Genomic DNA, 21,061 nt, shown 5'->3' on the forward strand with positions numbered 1-21,061 from the left:
CCCTCTCATCCCCCAACTGCCCGACCTCGTCCACACCTCGTCCAGTAATGCTTCCTGGGCGCTGACCATCACGCTGCTGGTCGGGGCCGTGGCGACACCGATCGCGGGCCGACTCGGCGACATGTACGGCAAGCGCCGCGTGATGATCGGCAACATGGTCTCTGTCGCCGCCGGCTCAGCGATCTGTGCCGTGTCGACAGCACTGCTGCCGTTCCTCCTCGGCCGAGCCCTGCAAGGCGTCGGCATCGGAACCATCGCGGTCGGCATCAGCATCCTGCGCGACATCGTCCCGGCCGATCGCCTCGGCTCGTCGGTCGGCGCCATGAGCGCATCGCTCGGCGTCGGCGGCGCGCTCGGGCTCCCGTTCGCCGCCGTCATTGCCGAACAGATCAGTTGGCACGCACTGTTCTGGATCAGCGCCGCGACCGCGATCGCAGGCGGGATCGGTCTACGCCTGTGCGTACCCGAGAGCCAGGAACGCGCCGGCGGCAAGTTCGACGTGATCGGAGCACTCGGCCTCACCGCGGTCCTCACGTTCGTCCTACTGCCGATATCGAAGGGCGCCCAGTGGGGCTGGACCGAACCGGTGACCCTCGGACTGTTCGCGGCGTTCGCAGTCGCCGCAGTCATCTGGTGGCGGTGGGAGCGGCGGGCCCCCAACTCGCTCATCGATCTCGACGTGCTGACGAGCAAGCCGATCATGCTGACGAACATCGCGTCGATCGCGACCGGATTCGCGTTCTACGCGTCGCAGATGGCACCCATTCAACTCCTCATGGCGCCGACCGAGACGCCGGGCGGCGTCGGCATGACTATGGTCATGGCCAGTCTCGTCCTGATGCCGATGGGGCTGGTCATGTTCGGCTTTTCATACGTCAGCGCATGGCTGACCGATCGGAACGGCGCGCGTATCTCCCTGGCCTTCGGCGGCCTGGTGATCGGCGCGGGCTATGTCGTATTTCTGCTCGCGCTGATCGGACCGTGGACGGTGAACTGGCTGTCGATCCTGCTGTCCGGAGCGTTCGTCGGTGCAGGCCTCGGTCTCGCGTACTCGGCCATGCCCGCCCTCATCATGCAAGTGGTCCCCGCGTCACAGACCGGGGAGGCCAACGGCGTCAACGCCCTCATGCGTGCCATCGGCACCTCGACGTCGACCGCAGTGGTCGGCATGGTGCTCACCGCGTCAACCGTCTCGACGTCGACACCTAGCGGACTGGTCGTCACGCCGACCATCTCCGCGTACTCGGCGACCGTCCTGGTATGTCTGGCCGTCTGCCTCATCGCATTCTTCAGTTCCATGGCGATCCCGCGCCGCACGGTGCTGATCAGCGACGCCGTGATCGGACGGCCTGGCGATACAGCGACCGACGGCGGCGACCCCCGAGGATCATCCTCGGGGGTCGCCTCCTATCGAAATCTGCGACTTCGTGTGTCAGACGGCTGCCTCGTCGAGCAGCGCGTTCAGCGTCGTGCTCGGACGCATCGCCGCCGCCATCTTGTCGGCGGCCGCCTCGTAGTAACCGCCCAGATCGACCGGGTTGCCCTGTACCTCGGAGAGTTCGTCGATGATCTTCTGCTCGTCGGCAGCGAGCTTCTCGGCGAGTGCGCTGAAGTGTGACGCGAGTTCCGCATCGTCGGTCTGCGCCGCCAACTCCTGGGCCCAGTAGAGGGCGAGGTAGAACTGACTGCCGCGGTTGTCGAGCTCGCCGGTGGTGCGCGACGGCGACTTCCGGTTCTTCAACAGTTTGCCGGTCGCCGCGTCGAGCGTCTCACCGAGCACCCTGGCCTTCGCGTTGTCGTTCTTGCGGCCCAGGTCGTCCAGGCTCGCAGCGAGAGCGAGGAACTCGCCGAGCGAGTCCCACCGCAGGTGATTCTCCTCGACGAGCTGCTTGACGTGTTTCGGGGCGCTTCCGCCCGCGCCGGTCTCGTACAGTCCGCCGCCGGCCATCAAAGGGACGATCGACAGCATCTTGGCGCTGGTACCCAGTTCCAGTATCGGGAACAGGTCGGTGAGGTAGTCGCGCAGAATGTTTCCGGTCACCGAAATGGTGTCGAGCCCACGCCACGCCCGCTCGAGCGTGTAGCGCATGGCGCGCACCTGCGACATGATCTGGATGTCCAGGCCCTCGGTGTCGTGGTCCTGCAGGTACTTCTTCACCAGCGAGATCAGGTTGTTCTCGTGCGGACGGTACGGATCGAGCCAGAACACGGCAGGCATACCGGACTCCCTCGACCGCGTCACCGCGAGCTTCACCCAGTCGCGGATCGGTGCGTCCTTGACAATGCACATGCGCCAGATGTCGCCCGCTTCGACGTCCTGCGACAGCAGAACCTCGCCGGTCGACGCGTCGACGATGTTCGCGACGCCGGCCTCCGGGATCTCGAACGTCTTGTCGTGCGAGCCGTATTCTTCGGCCTTCTGCGCCATGAGGCCGACGTTCGGGACGGTGCCCATCGTGGTCGGGTCGAATGCACCATTGGTCTTACAGAAGTTGATGATCTCCTGGTAGATACGCGCGAAGGTCGATTCCGGCATCACTGCCTTGGTGTCCTTCTTACGGCCGTCCGCGCCGTACATCTTGCCGCCGATACGGATCATGGCGGGCATTGAGGCGTCGACAATGACGTCGCTCGGCGAGTGGAAATTCGAGATGCCGCGCGCCGAGTCGACCATCGCCAGTTCGGGGCGGTGCTCATGGCAACGATGGAGATCTTCGACGATCTCTTCCTTCTTCGACGCGGGGAGCGTCTCGATCTTGTCGTAGAGATCGGCCATTCCGTTGTTGACGTTGACGCCGAGTTCGTCAAACAGGTCGCCGTGCTTGGCGAAGGCGTCCTTGTAGAAGACCTTGACGCAGTGCCCGAACACGATCGGGTGCGAGACCTTCATCATGGTCGCCTTGACGTGGAGCGAGAACATGACGCCGGTCTCCTTGGCGTCGTTGAGCTGCTCTTCGTAGAAGTCCAGAAGCGCCTTCTTACTCATGAACATGCTGTCGATGACGTCGCCCTCGTCGAGCGGGACCGTCTTCATCAGGTGGGTCTGACCGTCCGGCGTCACGACCTCCATACGTGCCTCGCACGCATGGTCCAGGATCATCGACTTCTCGCCAGCGTAGAAGTCGCCGTGCGTCATGTGCGCAACGTGCGACTGTGACGCCATCGACCACTTGCCCATGCTGTGCGGGTTCTCCCGGGCGTACTCCTTCACCGCTTTCGGCGCGCGGCGGTCCGAGTTCCCCTCACGGAGAACCGGATTCACCGCGCTGCCGAGGCACGCCGCGTAACGATCGCGGACCTGCTCTTCCTCCGGAGTCTTCGGATCCTGCGGGAAGTTAGGGACAGCGAACCCCTTCTCCTGCAGTTCGCGGATCGCAGCATTCAACTGCGGCACCGAAGCGCTGATGTTCGGCAGCTTGATGATGTTGGTCTCCGGCAACTGAGTGAGGCGGCCTAACTCGGCGAGGTTGTCTTGGACCTTCTGCTCGTCGGTCAGGTAGTCCGGAAACGCGGCCAGTATTCGCGACGCGACCGAGATGTCACTCGTCTCGACTTCGATTCCGGCTGGTCCTGCGAAGGTGCGGATGATCGGCAGAAACGCTTCCGTCGCCAGGCGGGGAGCCTCGTCGGTGAGCGTGTAGATGATCGTCTGCTTCTGGGAGGTCATGGGTGTCGCTGCCTCTTCTCGATCGTGTTCTTGTGGAACTCGTTATTTGCGTCGCTGACATTGTCCCGCTTGTTGTGACCCGGTGCGACCGGTCCCCGATTTTGCGAGGCAGCGCACACACCGTCGGCCACTGACCTGCACCGCTTGCTGTGGGCAGCGGAGCAGATCTGTCAGCGGGTGCCAGATCGGGTGAAATCGACCGGTGTCTACCGGCGATTTGCAGTGCTCGGGACGGCGTTGTCGATCCGAGCGCTTCCACCGGCATCATACGCCGGAGACCGAACGATCCCTCGGCGGGTGATGGTGTGTCCGACCGCCGACGGCCCGCTCGCCAGACAGCTCGGTCCTACTGCCGAATGATCGGCCGGCCCGACGCCTGCTCGTGTTCGCGGAGTTGCTCGTCGAGGGTGGAGTCGAGTGCCCGATCCAATGCGCTGTACGCGTTGTCGGTCGCGACCCGCCGCATCGCCGCCAAGAGGTCGGTGACCCAGGCGACCTCGTCGGAGGTCTGCGGAACCCACCCGATCCCCTCTCGCCTGATGAACTCGTCGTGCGCCGCTCGCATCAGGACTCGGACCGCGTCGGACAACTTGTCGGTGAACTCCGCGTGTGCGTCGACCACCGATTCGAAGGGCATGCCGCGGTCGATCAGTGTGGCGAGGTTGTCGACGATCCGTGCGTCGATCGCCTGAACGTCTTCGGAGCCCTCGATCCGACTCACGATCCCCGCACCGACCAGCCGATCGACGGTAGCGTCGTCGGCCATGCCCAGCTTCACCGCCAACTCACGTCGCGACATCCGGCGACTCGGCTCGCGCGACCAGTGCTCGCCGAGTACGTCTGTGAGTTCGAGCGCCTCGCCGACTCGCGCACGCGGATCGGTCAGGAACGTGGCGATGTGCTTGAGATTGAATCCTTTGCCGAGCAGATCGTTGATCGCCCGCAGGTTGGCCAGATGTCGTTCGGTATAGATGGCGACCCGTCCGCGCCGAAACGGTGCGGGCAGGAGGCCCCGTTCCTGGTATCCGCGGATGTTCCGGGTCGTGGTACCCGACTCACGGGCGAGGTCGTCGATCCGGTACTCGGTCATCGAACGACCTTATCTTGACATCGCGGGCCCAGACACAGCGTGTGTAGCCGTGTCATGAGTGGTCGGGTCGTGCACGAGAATCCGGTAGTCCTGCAAGTCGACTCTGGCCAACTGGTTGGTGTACTGCGTGGCGAATCCGGGGAACATCGTGGCGTTGAAGCCGTCCTCCGTGAGATACCAACTCTGGCAGCCCGAGTTCCACGTCGTCGCCCCGAGTCGCTTCTGGATCTCCCGGTTGTATGTGGACTGAACCTCTTCCCGGACGTCGAGCGCTTTCCATCCGTTGACTTCGAGCATCGAGACAGCATCTGTGATGTAGTCGATCTGCGCCTCCATGTACACGAGCGCCGAGTTGTGGCCCGGCCCGGAGTTCGGACCGAACGTGACGTGAAGATTCGGGTACCCGGCCACGTTCACGCTGCGGTACGCATACGCGCCGCCCGCCCACTCGTCGGTGAGTGTCCGACCGCCGACACCGGTCACGGGGAACGGCGTCCCCTGTTTGCCTACGTCGAATCCGGTCGCGTACACGATGACATCGGCTTGGTGTTCGATGCCTTCGACGGTGCGGATGCCTTTCGGCGAGACCCGCGCGATCGGCCAGGTGACGAGCTTGCAGTTGTCGGCTTGCAGCGCCGGGTAGTAGTCACTGGTCATCAGCAGACGTTTGCACCCGGCCGAGAAGTCCGGCGTCAGTTGGCGACGCAGCCACGGATCCTTCACCTGCAGACGCAGATTCAGCTTGCTCACCGCCTCGACGACTCGGGTCAGCGGCGTGTCCCACACGACGCCGAGAGCGACTGACTCGTGACCCCAGAACCACGCGGCACGGGCGAGCCTCTGCGCGCCGGGTACCTTGCGGTACACGCTCTTCGCGAATTCGCCGGTCTCCACATCGATACGTGGAAGCACCCACCCCGGTGTCCGCTGGAACACCTTGACCGATGCTGCGTCGTTCACCAGGTGCGGAACGATCTGGACCGCGCTGGCGCCCGTACCGACGACAGCGACCTTCTTACCGCTGAAGTCATAGTCATGATCCCAGCGCGCGCTGTGGATCCGGTGGCCTTCGAACGTGTCGATACCCCGGATGTCGGGGAACGACGGGTTCGCGAGCGGCCCGGCCGCCATGATCACCGAACGGGCCTTGACCGCCCGACGTCGGCCCGCGAATCGCACGGTCCACTCCCCTGACTTCTCGTCATACGAGAGCCCGGTCACGTCGTAGCCGAATCGAATGCGTTCCGCCACACCGAATTCGGCAACCATACCGTCGATGTAGTCGAGGATCTCGGCGCTACCGGAGTAGGTGTGCGACCACTCCGGGTTGGGAGCGAAACTGTACGAGTACAACTGCGACGGGATGTCGCACGCTGCGCCGGGATAGGTGTTGTCGCGCCATGTGCCTCCGACGCGGTCGCCGCGCTCGTAGATGACGAAGTCGTCGATCCCCTTCTGTTTCAACTTGATCGCCGCGCCGATCCCCGCGAATCCGGCTCCGATGACTGCTACTGCGATGGCCATGCGCGTCCCTTCAGGCTGCCGGTTCGTAGGTGAGTTCCTGCGACCAGGTCGGAGTGCGGTGGACGAGATCGAACGGTATCTTGCCGGTGATCTTCACCAGACTGTCGGCGACCAGGTGGTACGGGAGGTTGTTGCGATTGATCACCCAGGAGCCGTGCAGCGAGACCAGTCGGAACATCGGCAGACGGTTCACATACTTGCTGCGGCCGCCGACGGCCCGGTACTTCTTCATCGCGCCGTAGAGCTTCTCCTCGTCGACGCCCATCGCGACGATGTTGTCGCGCATCTTGTTCAGCAGTGGCATGTAGCTGAGGAAGCCGATCATGAGCGACGGGTTCAGCCAGCCGCCGATGAAGTCGGCGATCAGTATGCGCAGTTCGGCGTGGCCGAGGATCTCCATCACCTCGTAGTCGACGGCGAGGTGACGCGACTCGTCGGAGTTGATGTGCCGGAACACCTCTTGCGCCACCGGGTCCTTCACTTCGTCGGTGATGAACTTGATGAGCGCACCGTCGAGCGCCACTTCGAGCATCGGGATCACCGTGCCGAGGAACGACAGCGACATCCCGTCGGAGTGCTTGTCCAAGAAGTTGATGATCAGCTGGACATTCACGTTCGGCGACGGGATCTCGTCACCGTCGAGCATCCCCCAGCGCCGCATCAGAGCGAGCTCGGCATTGGCGTGCTTCTGCTCCTCGGCGTGAAAGTGCTCGTAGATGCTCTTGAGCGTCGGTGTCGGGGCCTTCTTCGCCATCGCAGCGAATCCGCGGGCTCCGACGTTCTCGATCCACATCAGATCCGACAGGAACGGCTTGAGTTTCGCATGGAGTTCGGGCTCGATGAGCTCGGCCCCCGGTGCGTCCCAGTCGATGTCGGCAAGCGCCCACTGGCGGTCTTTGATCATTTTCAGCATACGGTCCAGGTCCATGGCCATGACGAGTCTCCTTCGGTTGATCTAGCGGGTTCGGGTCGCCGCGACGACCTCGGGCTCAGTGCCGACTCGTTCGCCGGGCAGCAGACGGTTCAGCAATCCCGCACCCCACGTGTACGGCGCAGGCAGATGCCGTTTGAGGTGCCAGACGACGGTGGCGTCGATCTGGGGAACGACGTAGAGACGTCCGAGATCATTGGCGTCGAGCGTCGCTGCGGCGACACTCTCCGGCGAGTGGCCGGTCTTCTCCATCAGCCAGTCCGCCAGGCCGCGACCGTCGTCGGTGATCCGGCCGTCGCGTGCGACGTTCGTTTTGACGAACGTCGGACAGAGCACGGTGACGGCGACTCGGGTTCCGCTCATCTCCGCGGAGAGCGTCTCGGACAGAGACATGACGCCCGCCTTGCCGACGTTGTATGGCCCCATCATCGGCGCCGCGGCGAATCCGGCAGCCGACGCCACGTTGATGACCCCGCCCTGTCCCGCGGCCCGAATGAGCGGGGCGAAGGTCTCGCAGCCGTGGATGACGCCCCAGAGATTGATACCGAGCGCCCAGTTCCAGTCGTCCATACCGATCTCGCCGACGGGTCGTCCGCCGATACCGACGCCCGCGTTGTTGACGACGAGTGTCGGCGGACCGCCGAATTCGGTCACCGCGACGTCCGCCAGTTTGACGACGTCGTCCAGAACGCTGACGTCGCAGAACTGCGCTACCGCACGACCACCGGTTGCGCTGATCATCTCAGCGGTCTCAGCGGCTCGTTCGGGGTCGATGTCGGCACAGACCACGTGCCCGCCCCGCGCAGCGAGTTCAACGGCGAATGCTCGGCCGATGCCGCTGCCCGCGCCGGTGACGACCGCGTTCGCGCCATGACTGCGTCGGGCGCGGACCAAGCTGACGAGCAGCGAGTCGACGGGAGTCATGACGCCGCTCCTTCTGTGGCGCGGCTGATCTCGAACGCGCCGATGACGAACTCGCGTACCCGACGCAGCGCCGCGTCGGGCTCGGGGCCCAGACGCGGTAACGCTTGGAAGACGTGCATCTGCTCGGGCCACAGTTCGCTGGTCACTACGCCGCCGTTGGCCGCGAAGTGATCCGCGAAGTGCCGCGCATCGGCTTGCAGCATCTCTGCCCCTCCCGACTGCACGAGCACCGGAGGACAGTCCGCGGCACTGTCGTAGTGCAGAGTCAGGCGCCGATCGCCCAGGTCGGCACCGACGGTGTAAAGGTCGACGAGGCGTCGGGCTCGAGCCGCACTGATCATCGGATCGCGACGAATCCGCTCCTGCTGCGCCGCCAGACCGAAGGTCACGTCAACGACCGGAGAGAACAAGACGGCACAGGCGGGCAGCGTTTGCTGCGCGGCAGCACGGTTCAACATGAACGCTGCCGCGAGGTGCCCGCCCGCGGAGTCTCCGACGACGACGATGTTCGACGGGTCGTATCCCTGGGCGATCAACCAGTCCCAGCCCGCGTCGACGTCGTCGGCCGCCGCCGGAAACCGATGCTCGGGCGCGAGTCGGTAGTCGAGAACGAATGCGGGCAGCCCGGTGATCTCCGACAGACGCGCAGCGAGACTTCGGTGCGTCGTCGGCGAGCACATCATGTACGCACTCCCGTGCAGGAGGTAGACAACGTGATCGGATGCGCGATCCACGTCGGGGCCGTACACCCATTCGCCTCGCACGCCTCGTGCGTCGACCTTCTCGATCGTCGTTCCCATGGGCATCGAACCGAAGGCGCGCATGAGCGTCGCGATCGTCCGCCGGGCCAGGCGCACTCCGAATGGACTCGTCCCGATGAATCCGGTGAAGGTTCCCAGGCCGATCCGAGTGACGGTGGCTGCGGCCCGCGACCTCCTCGATGCCGAAACCGGTACCGGCCCGACTGTTCGTGTTTCAACCATATCGGAATATCACCACCCACCGTGCCAATTGTCAATGGCACTATTAATGGTGGCTGCGTACACGCCTGCGCCCCGGCGTGTCGAACCCCTGCGTCATCCACACATCCGGGCCTACTTCCTCCTTATGACAGAATGGATCTACGCGAAACTCTGCAGAAATGGAGCACCGGTGCTCGGAATCGTCCTCCTTGCGATAGGGCTCGTCGGCTTGACGCTGACGGTCCTGTCGCTCATCGGCGTCGAGTTCGGTTCGGTCGACATCCATGTCGGCGACTCCAGCGCAGGCCTACTGTCGGTCGCCACCCCGTTCGTGACCGGCTTCGGTCTGTTGTCCGGTGGTCTTATCGTCTTCGACGCGACGGGCACGGGCGTCGCACTGGTGTCCGGTGCGGTCGCGGGAATCGTATTGGGGCTCGTCGCATTCGCGGTTCTCGGATATCTCGTCGGGTCCGAAGAGGAACTGCCGTCGTACGACCTCGTCGGTTCGGCGGTCCGCATCGTCGAACCGATCGCACAAGGCCGATTCGGCACAGCGGAGGTCGCCACCCCTCTCGGTACACGACAGGTCACGGTCACCTCGGACGAGTCGTTCGCCCACAACGACCGCGCGGTCATCGTCGAGAAGATCGAGCATCGCGAAGGTTTCTTTGTCTCGTCGCTGACATTCGACGAGGTCACCCACCCAGAAGGGAATGATCACCCATGACCGCGATCATCACGGCCGTGGCCGTCGTCGTCGTCCTGCTCGTGCTCGTCGTACTCCTCCTCTTGTCGCGCTATCGCGTTCCGGGCGCCGAGGAGGCGTTCATCGTCACCGGCACCGGCAAGGGCCACCAGGGAAAGGTCTACCGCGGCACCGGAACGTTCGTCCTGCCCGTCGTGCAGCGAGCGACACGGGTCCAGTTGTCGTCGATCAAAGCCGACCTCGATACGTCGACGCCGGCCAACGACGGCATCGAACTGAAGGTCCGCGGTGTCGCCGTCGTCAAGGTGGGCGACACACCTGAGGACATCCTCAAGGCGGGGCCGCGTTTCGGCGACGACCTGAACCGGGTCAAGGCGCTGGTCACCGAGCAGTTGTCCGGTGAACTGCGATCGATCGTCGGCACCATGACGGCCAAGAGCATCCTGGTCGATCGCCAGCAGCTCGTCGACCAGGTCGCACAGTCGATCAAGGAGATACTCGGCAACCAGGGTCTGCTTCTGGACAGCTTCTCGATCAATGACGTCCAGGACTCGGACGGCCAGTACTTCAGTGACCTCGCCGCCAAGGAGCGGTCCGATCAGGCCGCCATCGCGTCCCAGTCGCGCGCCGAAGCACACCGAGTGGCCGAGCAGAGCCGCATCGCCAACGAACAGGCGATCATCGAGCAGCAGCGAGAGCTCGACATCCAGCGTGAGGCCGCCCGTCAGGCCACCGACCGTGCGGCCGCCGAGGCGGATGCGGTACGACCCCTGGTTGAGGCGGAACGTCGCCGTATCCAGGTCGAGAAGGACAACGAGGTCGCCGCACAGAACGCTCGACTGCGCGACACGGAGCTCGATGCAGAGGTCCGTCGCCCCGCCGAGGCCGACCTGTACGCGGCACAGCAGCGCGCCGAAGCACGAAAGGCGGAGATCACCGCCGAGGCCGAAGCGCAGGCCGAGAGCATCCGAATCAAGGGCGAGGCTGAGGCCGATGCTCTGGAGAAGCGCGCCGAAGCACTCGGCAAACTCGACAAGGTCGGTCAGCTCGAACTGGTTCTGAACAACCTGCCGGACATCGTCAGCGCCGCGTCGCAGCCGCTCGCCGACTCGAACATCACTCTCGTCGGCGATTCGGTCAGTCCGTTGACCCGAAGCGCTGGCAGCGGTGTCGCGAGCACACTCGAGGTGATCCGTTCGACCACTGGTATCGACGTCGCCAGCATGCTCGCCGATCTCGGCGAGTCCTCAGGAGATCGTGAGAAGATCACCGACTGATCGAACCGTCGACGCGCTACTGCTCGTCGACCAACCTCCGCACCGAAGCCGGAACGGTGTCACCGGTCTCGGCCACCGGCTCACCGTAAACGGTGCTCACCGGGACAATCCCGGTCCAGTCATCGGTCCCGATGCCTGCGCCGCCGCTTCGCGCTTTCGCAATCCATCGACCGTCGACGATAGGTAGCCGAAGAGTCCGTGTGGCCGCGACCTGCTTAGCGGTTATCGGCGGTGTCTCGGACGAACGCCCCGGAACAATGCGGTCGGTCAACGCTGCGAGAGCGGCGGCGGCGTCGTCCACGGGTTCGAGGACTCCACGCACCACTGCCGCACGGTAGTTCGCGGAATGGTCGAACATCGTGTCGGCGACTACGAGGCCATCGAGCACGTACGCGGTCAGCGTCACCGCACTGCCCTCCGCGACGTGGCGGAGCAGGCCCGCTCCCGTCGACCCGTGGATGATCACGTCGTCGCCGAGCCGCGCGAACAGCATGGGCACCGACCACGGCCAGCCGTCGACGACCGTCGAGACGGTGCCGACCAATGCGTCGTCGAGCACCTCATCGAGGAGGCCTCGGTCTCCACCCCGATCCGGTTTCCGAGTCAAGGTCCTGAGCTTCTTCGGTTCAGTCTCCATACCGTCGATCTCACGCGAATTAGGTTGGGAGTTCAACATATTTGCTCGTCCAGTCGCCGGGGGGCGGGCGGACCGGCGAGGAGTCTCCCGGTGGCCGCTACCGTGGGACGTATGCCGACACCTCGCGTGAAACTCGACAAGCAGGATCCCGACGTCTACAAGCACCTGGTCAGCGTCTCGATCGCGGTCGCTGACGCGGCGGCAGACGCCGGGCTCGACCGCCGGATCATCGAATTGGTCAATCTCCGCTGCTCGCAGATCAACGGGTGCGCGTTCTGCCTCAGCCTCCACCACGCGGACGCTGTCAAGGCAGGTGTGACCGAACAGCAGATCGCCGTCTTGCCGGCCTGGCGCGAGGCGCCGTCGCTCTACGACGACCAGACGAAGGCCGCCCTCGACCTCACCGAGGCGGTGACTGAGCTACCGGGCCACAGGGACGCGAACTGCGCGTACGAACGCGCCGCCGACATCCTCGACGCGGCACAGATCTCCGCCGTCACGTGGGCGGCCATCACGATGAACGCGTTCAACCGAGTGTCGATCATGAGCGCACACAACGTGCGCCCACGGTAGACGGGACGTCGCGGCCTGCAGCTCACTGGCCGACACGCGTCGGGACTAACGCGAATCGAGGAACTCGAGGGCTTCCGGAGTCGCTCGGTCGACGATGTCACCGACCTCGTCGTGATGCTTGGAGATGTAGCGGGCGACGAGCGGGCAGATCGGAACGATGCGCTGCCCGGCCGCCCGCGTGTCGGCCAGTGCCTGACGGACGAGGACCGAACTCAAGCCGCGGCCCGAAAACGTCTCGTCCAACTCGGTATGCGGAAAGATGCGTTGGCGGTCGTGGTCGACGAACTCGGTGAAACCTGCGAGTTCGCCATCGACGGTGATCTCGTACCGACCGGCTTCGTCGTTGCGGGTGACTTCGATCTGCTCGGTGCTCTCACTCATGACTGTCCGGGCCTCCTTCTCGGCTTGAGCCGACTCTTGGGGAGCGGCGGCGCAGGAATCCGTTCGTCGAACGCCCAGCCGTCTACCGATCCGAAACGCTCTGCGGCGCGTTCCCATTCCTCGCGGAAGATCACGATCTCGTCGTGGTCGCGCCCGACGAAATTCCACCACATGACGAGGTCCTCCCCGAACGGCTCGCCCCCGAGCAGGATGACCCGCGCGGGAGCGTCGGTCGGATTCTCCAGTGTGAGAGTCGACGACCCGGGCCCCGCATAGCAGAGACTCGCGTGAGCTATCTCGACGCCCGCGACGATGAGCCGCTCCGTGTCCAGGATCGCGCCGTGCTCGAAACCCGGGTCCACAGACAGGTCGACCCGCGCACCCGGTGTCACAAGGAGTTCGGCGCCGAGTAATGGCGTCGCGGTCACGACCGGCGACGACGAGCCCGCGAGGTCACCGATGAACACGCGTGCGCTGCCCGCCGGCGTCCCGTCGGCCGCGACCAGCGCAACCGGCTCCGGTACGAAGTGCTGAAAACCGTTCGGCTCGTTACGGACTGCGTCGGGCAGCGCGAGCCACAACTGCATGCCGTGGAGAATGTCGGTGGCCGTGGTGGACACCTCCGAATGGCTGATTCCGTAGCCCGCCGACATCAGATTGAGCTCGCCCGGCAAAACCATCGCATTGACACCGGCGCTGTCGCGGTGCTCGATCTCGCCTTCGAACAGCCAACTGACCGTCTGCAGGCCGGTATGCGGGTGTGGCAGCACACGCATACCGCCGCTCGACGACACCTGCTCGGGACCGTAGTGGTCCGCGAAACACCAGGCGCCGATCATCGACCGATCGCGGGTGGGCAACGTCCGGCGGACGAGCATCGCTCGAATCCCGCCGAGCGGTACCTCCCTGGGGGTCACCACCTCAACTCCATCGGATGCGGTACCCGAGCAACCGACCTCGTCGGGCTGGACTTCGAGATTGCTCATGACGCCGAGGATAGACGCCAACGCCGATTCAGGCTTGAAGACGGAATCGGAGGGCCGCGAGCAGGTCGTCGACCGCCGAGACGAGGACGTCGACACGTGCTGCGGCATCGGGCGCGACCAGTGCCCGCTGTCGGTCCGCCGCACCCAGCGGCAACTCGGACGTCGCACGGAAACTCGCCGCGGTCGCATCAGGAACGGAATAGTCGATCGGTTCGGCGAGTTGCGAAGCAATCCACCGTAATTGCGGGTCGCGGCGGCCACCTTGTCCGCACAACAGCTGGAGTTGCGCACGCCGGTCCAGCAGAGCCGACCAGACAGGCTCATCCCCGTCGGCATCGGGCAGATCCCGAGTGCGGGCTCGCGGGTACGGGTCGTCGGTCAGCCACTCGTCGATCACGATCCGCTGGACACCCGTGCACAGCAGCGAATACTGACGTGGCGCGCTCTCGGCCCACTCCTTGATCCACGCGAGAGTGCCGACGTCGCCCCGGGCATCGCCGCCACCGACCTCGGAACCGCGTTCGATCAAGACGACGCCGAACGTCGAGTTCCCGGCGATCACGTCGTCGAGCATCGAGGCGTACCTTGCCTCGAAGATGCGTAGCGGCAGTTGTTCGCCCGGCAGCAGCACCGATCCGAGTGGAAACATCGGAGTCACGACGGATCGTTCTCGCACGGTGACTGCTCGATCAATAGAGTCGGGGTCCCCAAGGCGCGTTCTCGGATGGTGCAGACACGGGTCCCGGGCTTGCGGCCTTCACGGACTTCGCTGGTGTCCAGACCGGCTTCGACGATGCGTTCCTGGTCGGCGTCGATGTCCTCGGTCAGCCAGGCGAGCCCACCGAACCGGTCGCGATCGGCCATCGCCGGACCGGCAACCACTTCGACGACCACTGTCGACGTCCGGAAGAACAGCTGTGCCAGTCCGTCCCCGAGCGGCCGGACCCGGCGCAGATCCAGCCCGAAACGGCCCGCGTACAGCGCGATCGCCGCATCGGAGTCTGCGTGTGTGAGGACGATGTGGTCCAGGACCGGGGAGTCGCCGTCCCGCTGGATCTTCTCGGTGACACCGAGCGGCGCGTGATCGGTGGCCGACAGACCGCGTCGTTCGAGCTGGACACGCGCGCGGGTCTCATCCGGCACCACGAAGTCGACCGATGGATCTGCGTCCGCCGGAAGCAGTACGACCGACCCGTTGGCCGCCGCCCACAGGCGATCGGCCGCCGGTGCGCCGAGCAGGATCCGATAAGCACGCGTCGCGGCCTCGACGTCGACGACGGGGATACCGATGCGGACGTCGGACACAGCGATCGGATCGTTCGAATTCCTCACGGCCTCATAGTCCCACACCACTTCGGCCGGAACGGGATCGTTCCGGCCGATCACGCCATAGCGTATGAATTGACCTCAACGCGCGAGGAGAAGGAGGCGACATGTCCGTTGACACTGAAGCTGTGACGGATGGCGCCGATTCCGGCGACGAGGGTCCGCCCGAGCATTCCCGGACCCGCCGGTGGGCGACGATCTACTGCGGACGTCTCTCGTTCACCGGCGCGATCGTCGCCACTGCGTTCCTCTGGTTCTCAACGACTCCGTCGCTCCTCCCGCGTGGCCCACTGTTCCAGGGAGTAGTGAGCGCGGGGGCCGCTGCCCTCGGCTATCTGCTCGGAGCCCTTCTCGCGTGGCTCGCACGGTATCTCGTCTCGCGTGCCGAGCCGTGGCCGCGCCCCCCTCGTACTGCGTGGATCGTCCTCGGCGTGGTCGCGGCGGCCGGCACCGCGGTGATGCTCTACTGGTTCGCTCGGTGGCAGGACCAACTTCGCGATCTGATGGGCGTCGGGCGCCTCTCCTGGGTCGCGTACCCACAGATCTTGGTGATCGCGGTGGTGGTGTTCGCCGCCCTCCTGCTACTCGGCCAGGCGTGGGGTGCACTGGTGCGCGTGCTGACGCGCCGATTGAGCAGGCATGTCCCGCCGCGGATCTCGTCCGCCGTCGCAGTCGTCATCGTCGTCGTGGTCAGTTTGGTCTTCGTGAACGATGTCGTCGCGAAGAACACGATGCAGGCGCTCAATTCGACGTTTGCGGCTGTCAACGACGAGTCAACCCCCGACTCTGCGCCACCTGCGTCCCCGTTGCGGTCGGGTGGACCGGGCTCGCTGGCGAGTTGGGAGAGTCTTGGCCGAATGGGTCGTGCGTTCGTCTCAACGGGGCCGAGCGCCGCCGAGATCGCTGAGTTCAACGGCGAGCCGTCCGAGGAGCCGATCCGTGTCTACGCAGGCATCGATTCGGCGCCCGACATCGACGCCGCCGCCGACCTCGCCGCCCGCGAACTCGTTCGCGCGGGCGGACTCGACCGAGCGGTCATCGGCATAGCGTCCACGACGGGCACCGGCTGGATCAACCGAGCCAACCCGGACTCACTCGAGTACATGTTCAACGGCGACACCGCCATGGTGTCGATGCAGTACTCGACGTTGCCGAGCTGGCTGTCGTTCCTAGTCGACCAGGAACGCGCCCGGCAGGCCGGCCGTGCGTTGTTCGAGGCCGTCGACAAGGTGGTCCGCGAGGTACCCGAAGCACAGCGCCCGAAGGTCGTCGTGTTCGGTGAGAGCCTCGGCTCGTTCGCGGGCGAGTCGCCGTTCGGCTCCATCCCGACGATGGCTGCACGCACCGACGGGGTCCTGCTGACCGGGCCGACGTTCAGCAACACGTTGTGGCGAGACACGACCGACGACCGCGACCCCGGCTCACCCGAGTACCTCCCCGTGGTGGCCGACGGCGAACAGGTCCGCTTCATCAGCGACGCGACCGACTTGGACCGTCCGACCGACGAGCCGTGGTCGACCCCGCGCATCGTCTACCTCCAACACGCATCCGATCCGATCGCCTGGTGGTCGCCGGACCTGATCCTGTCCGAACCCGACTGGCTCGACGAACGGCGCGGCCCAGACGTCCTCGGCGCAACTCGGTGGATCCCGTTCGTCACGTTCTTGCAGGTCTCCGCCGATATGGCGGTGTCCGTCGATGTACCCGACGGCCACGGACACCACTACCTCGCCGCGATCCCGAAGGCGTGGGCGAGGATCCTGGAGCCTGCGGGGTGGACGGACGCCGACACCGAGCGACTACTGCCCCATCTGACCCGCGACTGACCTGTGGCGATCGGTCAGGATGCAGACGGCACCAGCTACTACCAATGAGTAACATACGAGAGATGAGCAACGACGTGACCACTCCCGCCTACAGTGACAGCACCCAGTACAAAGCCTTCGACGTACACGTCGCCGACCAGGTCGCCGAGGTGACCCTGATCGGTCCGGGCAAGGGCAATGCGATGGGCCCGGACTTCTGGGCCGAACTCGTCCCTCTGTTCGAGGGCATCGACGCCGACAACGACGTTCGCGCGGTCGTGCTGACCGGATCGGGCAAACACTTCTCGTTCGGACTCGACCTGCCTGCGATGGCAGGCGACCTCGGCGCCGTCCTCACCCCGGGTGCGCAGGCTCGCCCGCGCACCGATTTCCACGACATGGTCAAGCGGATGCAGAAGGGGGTCAACACCCTCGCAGACTGCCGTAAGCCGATCGTCGCCGCGGTGTCCGGTTGGTGCATCGGCGGCGGCGTCGACCTCATCACGGCCGCCGACATTCGAGTCGCCAGCACCGACGCCAAGTTCAGCGTGCGCGAAGTCAAGGTCGGCATGGTCGCGGATATGGGATCGCTCGCGCGGCTTCCGTTGATCATCGGCGACGGCCACACCCGCGAACTCGCGCTGACCGGTAAAGACATCGATGCCGCCCGTGCCGAGAAGATCGGTCTGATCAGCGACGTATACGACGACCAGGACGCCGCCCTGGCCGCAGCTCGCCGTACGGCATCCGAGATCGCCGCCAACCCCCCGCTGGTCGTGCAGGGGGTCAAGGACGTGCTGGACCACTCACGCAGCGCCACCGTGGACGACAGCCTCCGCTACGTCGCCGCGTGGAACGCCGCGTTCTTACCCAGCAGCGACATCTCTGAGGCGATCGCCGCCGTGTTCGAGAAGCGGTATCCGCAGTTCACCGGAGAATAGCGCCCCGCCGGTTCCCGCAGTCGTGGTACGACTTCGGGAACCGGCAGACCATCTAGTCAGGGCACGCGCGTGAGCGCGAAGATCGGGATCACCCGGTCAGTGCGCTGCTCGTAGAGGTCGAAGTTCGGCCACACCGATCGAAGTCTCTGCCATGCGTCATCTCGTGCGTCACCGGACAGTTCGACAGCCGTGAACTCGGCGTCGCCGATCGTCACCGATCCCGCGGCACGCACGTTGTACACCCAGGCTGGAGCCTTAGGCCCGCCAAAGTACGAGCCTGCGATCAGCCATCCGTCACGGTTCGGAGCCGCGAGCAGCGTGGTGGTGCGCGGCTGGCCGCTCTTACGTCCGACGACGGTCATCGTCACGCTCGGCAGACCGGCGAGCCGCAGAAGGCAGACGCTGTCACCGCTCACCCTCTGGATCAGATCGTCGACCTTGACAATGGTCGGCAGATACTTCGGCATCCGCGGCAACGATCCGATCTTGACGGCGAGCGGTGTCAGCAGTCCCACGCGTCAGCCCAAGGATTCTGTGAGTTGCGCGGCGATCAGGCGGGCGACCGAAGCCGGATCCTGCAGTTCCCCGCCCTCAGCCAACACCGCTGCCGCATAGACGAGTGACGCCGCCGACTCGAGGCCGGTGTGCTCTTCCGACGATGCGAACTTCTCACGCAGACGCGTGACGAGTTCGTGGTCCGGGTTGAGCTCCAGGATCCGCTTACTGTGCGGCACCGGCTGTCCGGACGCTCGGTACAGCTTCTCCAGTTGCGGCGTCATCGAGAACTCGTCACCGACCAGGCATGCTGCCGAATCGGTCAGACGCGAGGTCAGGCGGACCGACGAGACATCCTCGGTCAGGGTCTCGCCCAACCAGGTGAGAAGGGGTGCGAACTCTTCGTTCTGCGCCTCGTCGACCTTTTCGACGTCCTCGCCGTCCAGGTCGACGACGCCCTTGGCAACCGACACGAGCTTCTTGCCGTCGAACTCACCGACGGTTCCGACCCAGACCTCATCGACCGGGTCGGACAGCAGCAGGACCTCGATTCCCTTGGCGCGGAACGCCTCCAGGTGCGGGCTCGACTCGATCTGGGTTCGCGACTCGCCCGTCATGTAGTAGATGACGTCCTGTCCGTCGGCCATCCGCGTCACGTAGTCGGCGAGCCGGGTCGGCTCGGTCTCGGACTGCGTCGAAGCGAACACCGACGCCTTAAGGATCGCCTGCGCGTTGTCGGTGTCGTTGACCAGACCTTCCTTGAAGACGCGGCCGAAGTTCTCCCAGAACGTCTTGTAGTCCTCGGGGCGAGTGTCGGCGATCTCCTGAATCGTGGAGATGACCTTCTTCACCAGGCGTCGACGGATCGCCCGGATCTGCCGGTCCTGCTGCAGAATCTCCCGCGAGACGTTCAACGACAGGTCGGCAGCATCGACCACACCCTGCACCCAACGCAGGTATTCGGGCATGAGTTCATCGGCGTCGTCCATGATGAATACGCGCTTGACGTACAGGTGGATGCCGCTGGACCGCTCGCGCATGAACAGGTCGAACGGCGCCTGCGTCGGAATGAACAGCAGTGCCTGATACTCGAACGACCCCTCGGCGTGCAGCGAGATCGTCTCGAGCGGTTCGTCCCACGCGTGCGAGACGTGGCGGTAGAAGTCGGCGTACTCCTCGGCGGACACCTCGTTCTTATTCTTGGACCACAGCGCCTTCTGCGAGTTCAACGTCTCGTCGACGGGCTCAGTGTTGTCGGGCCAAGTGTTGTCAGAATCAGTGTTGTCAGAATCAGTGTCATCGGACTCGGCTTCGGCGGGTTCGGGAGCCTCGCCCTGCATCCGGATCGGCCATGCGATGAAGTCGGAGTACTTCTTCACCAGGCGGCGCAGTACTGCGCGATCGGTGTAGTCGTTGACCGCGTTCTCCTCGTCGACCGGGGTCAACGCGAGCGTGATCGTCGTGCCCTGCGGCGCGTCCTCGACATCGTCGATCGTGTACGTGCCGTCGCCGGTCGACGACCATCGAGTGCCAACGCTCTCCCCCGCCTTGCGGGTGACGAGCGTGACCTCGTCGGCCACCATGAATGTCGAGTAGAAACCCACACCGAACTGCCCGATGAGTTCCTCGGACGCCGCCTTGTCGGCTTCGGCGAGCTTGCTACGCAGCTCTGCGGTGCCCGACTTGGCGACGGTGCCGATCAGATCGATCACCTCGTCGCGAGACATCCCGATACCGTTGTCGATGATCGTCAGCGTGCGAGCCGCGGCGTCCGGCGCTAACCTGATGTGCAGGTCAGAGATGTCAGCGTCGAGATCCTTATCCGTCAGCCCCTCGATGCGCACCTTGTCGAGTGCATCCGAGGCGTTCGATATCAATTCCCGAAGGAAGCTGTCCTTGTTCGAATAGATCGAGTGGACCATCAGGTCGAGCAGTTGGCGTGCCTCCGCCTGAAACTCGTGTACCTGTGACGACAACGCAGTTCTCCTCTCTCACCCCTGATCGGGGACCAGTGACGCCGATCGGCTCAGACGAGTTTACCTATGCCCTGCGCGTAGCATGGACGCCGTGTCCGACATAGCGCGTGCAGTGTTCGTCCACGCCCACCCAGACGACGAGTCGCTGTGGACAGGCGGTTTGATCGCTGCACATCTCATGCGGGGCGGCGACGCCGACTTGATCACCGCGACATGGGCTCCCGGGACGAGCCGCCACCGGGAACTGCTCGACGCCGCCCGCGAACTCGGCCTCCCACGAGCGCCGATCGCTCTCGGATACGCCGACAGCATGGTCCCGGAATCAGCCCCTGAAGCACCATCGATCCTGGACGTCCCGTTCGACGAACAGGTCGGCGTCCTCGTCGAGCACCTCCGGCGGCTCCGCCCCGATGTCGTCGTCACGTACGACGCCTTCGGTATGTACGGCCATCCCGACCACATCCACGTCAACCGCCTCGTGTGTGCGGCCGCCGACGCCGCACCGCTGGTCCACTACCGTCCGGACACCGGCTACCCGTGGCAGGTGAAGTCGCTCTACTTCGCGACCATTCCGGTAAGTGTCGTCAACCTGCTGCGTCCCTATCTCCCGGACGAACGCCACCTGCCCGTCATCGGTACGCCCGACGACGACGTCGACGTGAGAATCGAGCTGCAGGATCAGGTCGGCGCGAAGATCCGCGCGATCGTCTGCCACCAGACCGAGATGAAGCGGAGTGCGTCGATGCGTAGCTTCTCCTCGCTGCCGGCCGAACCGCAGAGACGGTTCCTCGGCTCGGAATCGTATCTGCGGCGCGATCTCGTCAAGGGCGGCGCAGAGTTGGCGCCGCCCCCTCGTTGAA

19 protein-coding genes and 1 pseudogene are annotated in these 21,061 nt (G+C 64.9%); 7 read left to right on the forward strand and 13 right to left on the reverse strand.

Features of this window, described 5'->3' with window-relative positions; genetic code table 11:
- Positions 1-16 precede the first annotated feature (16 nt).
- Positions 17-1,087: pseudogene (locus tag ACTIMF_RS05845) on the forward strand (MFS transporter); the annotation flags it as partial.
- 345 nt (positions 1,088-1,432) lie between these two features.
- On the opposite strand, the gene ACTIMF_RS05850 reads toward ACTIMF_RS05845, so the two are convergent.
- The 6 genes from ACTIMF_RS05850 to ACTIMF_RS05875 form a co-directional block, all read right to left on the reverse strand.
- Positions 1,433-3,667, reverse strand: coding sequence for an NADP-dependent isocitrate dehydrogenase (locus ACTIMF_RS05850; RefSeq protein WP_442349341.1), 2,235 nt, complete (start codon positions 3,665-3,667; stop codon positions 1,433-1,435).
- A gap of 346 nt (positions 3,668-4,013) precedes the next feature.
- Positions 4,014-4,757, reverse strand: a complete 744-nt coding sequence (locus tag ACTIMF_RS05855; protein ID WP_442349342.1) for a MerR family transcriptional regulator — start codon at positions 4,755-4,757, stop codon at positions 4,014-4,016.
- 9 nt (positions 4,758-4,766) lie between these two features.
- The gene (locus ACTIMF_RS05860) at positions 4,767-6,281 is read right to left on the reverse strand and encodes a flavin-containing monooxygenase (RefSeq protein ID WP_442349343.1); all 1,515 of its coding nucleotides are present in this window, start codon (positions 6,279-6,281) and stop codon (positions 4,767-4,769) included.
- A gap of 10 nt (positions 6,282-6,291) precedes the next feature.
- Positions 6,292-7,215: a ferritin-like domain-containing protein gene (locus ACTIMF_RS05865; RefSeq protein ID WP_442349344.1), complete on the reverse strand. Its 924-nt coding sequence runs from the start codon at positions 7,213-7,215 to the stop codon at positions 6,292-6,294.
- Between the two features lie 21 nt (positions 7,216-7,236).
- The gene (locus ACTIMF_RS05870; RefSeq protein ID WP_442349345.1) at positions 7,237-8,136 is read right to left on the reverse strand and encodes an SDR family NAD(P)-dependent oxidoreductase; all 900 of its coding nucleotides are present in this window, start codon (positions 8,134-8,136) and stop codon (positions 7,237-7,239) included.
- Positions 8,133-9,119: an alpha/beta hydrolase gene (locus tag ACTIMF_RS05875; RefSeq protein WP_442349346.1), complete on the reverse strand. Its 987-nt coding sequence runs from the start codon at positions 9,117-9,119 to the stop codon at positions 8,133-8,135. Before ACTIMF_RS05875 ends, ACTIMF_RS05870 begins: the two co-directional genes overlap by 4 nt.
- A 169-nt stretch (positions 9,120-9,288) precedes the next feature.
- On the opposite strand from ACTIMF_RS05875, the gene ACTIMF_RS05880 reads away from it, so the two are divergent.
- Entirely contained in the window at positions 9,289-9,825 is a 537-nt protein-coding gene (locus ACTIMF_RS05880; protein ID WP_442349347.1) for a hypothetical protein, read from the forward strand.
- Complete coding sequence (locus ACTIMF_RS05885; RefSeq protein WP_442349348.1) at positions 9,822-11,081, forward strand: flotillin family protein; 1,260 nt, start codon at positions 9,822-9,824, stop codon at positions 11,079-11,081. The genes ACTIMF_RS05880 and ACTIMF_RS05885 overlap by 4 nt, the downstream gene beginning before the upstream one ends.
- A gap of 16 nt (positions 11,082-11,097) precedes the next feature.
- Here ACTIMF_RS05885 and ACTIMF_RS05890 read toward each other — a convergent pair whose 3' ends face one another.
- Positions 11,098-11,718, reverse strand: a complete 621-nt coding sequence (locus ACTIMF_RS05890; RefSeq protein WP_442349349.1) for a pyridoxamine 5'-phosphate oxidase family protein — start codon at positions 11,716-11,718, stop codon at positions 11,098-11,100.
- A gap of 111 nt (positions 11,719-11,829) precedes the next feature.
- On the opposite strand from ACTIMF_RS05890, the gene ACTIMF_RS05895 reads away from it, so the two are divergent.
- A complete protein-coding gene (locus tag ACTIMF_RS05895) occupies positions 11,830-12,291 on the forward strand; it encodes a carboxymuconolactone decarboxylase family protein (RefSeq protein ID WP_442349350.1) in 462 nt (153 codons plus the stop codon).
- A 45-nt stretch (positions 12,292-12,336) separates the two neighbouring features.
- On the opposite strand, the gene ACTIMF_RS05900 is transcribed toward ACTIMF_RS05895, so the two are convergent.
- Genes ACTIMF_RS05900 through ACTIMF_RS05915 form a run of 4 tightly spaced genes read right to left on the reverse strand, consistent with a single transcriptional unit; the run spans position 12,337 to position 14,990 of the window.
- A complete protein-coding gene (locus ACTIMF_RS05900) occupies positions 12,337-12,672 on the reverse strand; it encodes a GNAT family N-acetyltransferase (protein WP_442349351.1) in 336 nt (111 codons plus the stop codon).
- Positions 12,669-13,658, reverse strand: coding sequence for a pirin family protein (locus tag ACTIMF_RS05905; RefSeq protein ID WP_442349352.1), 990 nt, complete (start codon positions 13,656-13,658; stop codon positions 12,669-12,671). The genes ACTIMF_RS05900 and ACTIMF_RS05905 overlap by 4 nt, the downstream gene beginning before the upstream one ends.
- 28 nt (positions 13,659-13,686) lie before the next feature.
- Entirely contained in the window at positions 13,687-14,307 is a 621-nt protein-coding gene (locus ACTIMF_RS05910; RefSeq protein WP_442349434.1) for an LON peptidase substrate-binding domain-containing protein, read from the reverse strand.
- Between the two features lie 5 nt (positions 14,308-14,312).
- Entirely contained in the window at positions 14,313-14,990 is a 678-nt protein-coding gene (locus ACTIMF_RS05915; RefSeq protein WP_442349353.1) for a VOC family protein, read from the reverse strand.
- Between the two features lie 101 nt (positions 14,991-15,091).
- Between ACTIMF_RS05915 and ACTIMF_RS05920 the strand changes: the two genes are divergently transcribed.
- Positions 15,092-16,810, forward strand: coding sequence for an alpha/beta hydrolase (locus ACTIMF_RS05920; protein WP_442349354.1), 1,719 nt, complete (start codon positions 15,092-15,094; stop codon positions 16,808-16,810).
- Positions 16,811-16,872: 62 nt separating this feature from the next.
- Entirely contained in the window at positions 16,873-17,730 is an 858-nt protein-coding gene (locus ACTIMF_RS05925) for a crotonase/enoyl-CoA hydratase family protein (RefSeq protein ID WP_442349355.1), read from the forward strand.
- Between the two features lie 56 nt (positions 17,731-17,786).
- Here the strand turns inward: ACTIMF_RS05925 and ACTIMF_RS05930 are convergent, their stop codons facing one another.
- Positions 17,787-18,245, reverse strand: coding sequence for a nitroreductase family deazaflavin-dependent oxidoreductase (locus ACTIMF_RS05930; protein WP_442349356.1), 459 nt, complete (start codon positions 18,243-18,245; stop codon positions 17,787-17,789).
- A gap of 3 nt (positions 18,246-18,248) precedes the next feature.
- Positions 18,249-20,147, reverse strand: coding sequence for a molecular chaperone HtpG (gene htpG, locus ACTIMF_RS05935; protein WP_442349435.1), 1,899 nt, complete (start codon positions 20,145-20,147; stop codon positions 18,249-18,251).
- A 136-nt stretch (positions 20,148-20,283) separates the two neighbouring features.
- Here htpG and ACTIMF_RS05940 point away from each other — a divergent pair, with 136 nt between their 5' ends.
- A complete protein-coding gene (locus ACTIMF_RS05940; RefSeq protein WP_442349357.1) occupies positions 20,284-21,060 on the forward strand; it encodes a PIG-L family deacetylase in 777 nt (258 codons plus the stop codon).
- Position 21,061: the final 1 nt, after the last annotated feature.

The organism is Gordonia sp. (in: high G+C Gram-positive bacteria), from assembly GCF_052106715.1.
Taxonomy (GTDB): Bacteria; Actinomycetota; Actinomycetes; order Mycobacteriales; family Mycobacteriaceae; genus Gordonia.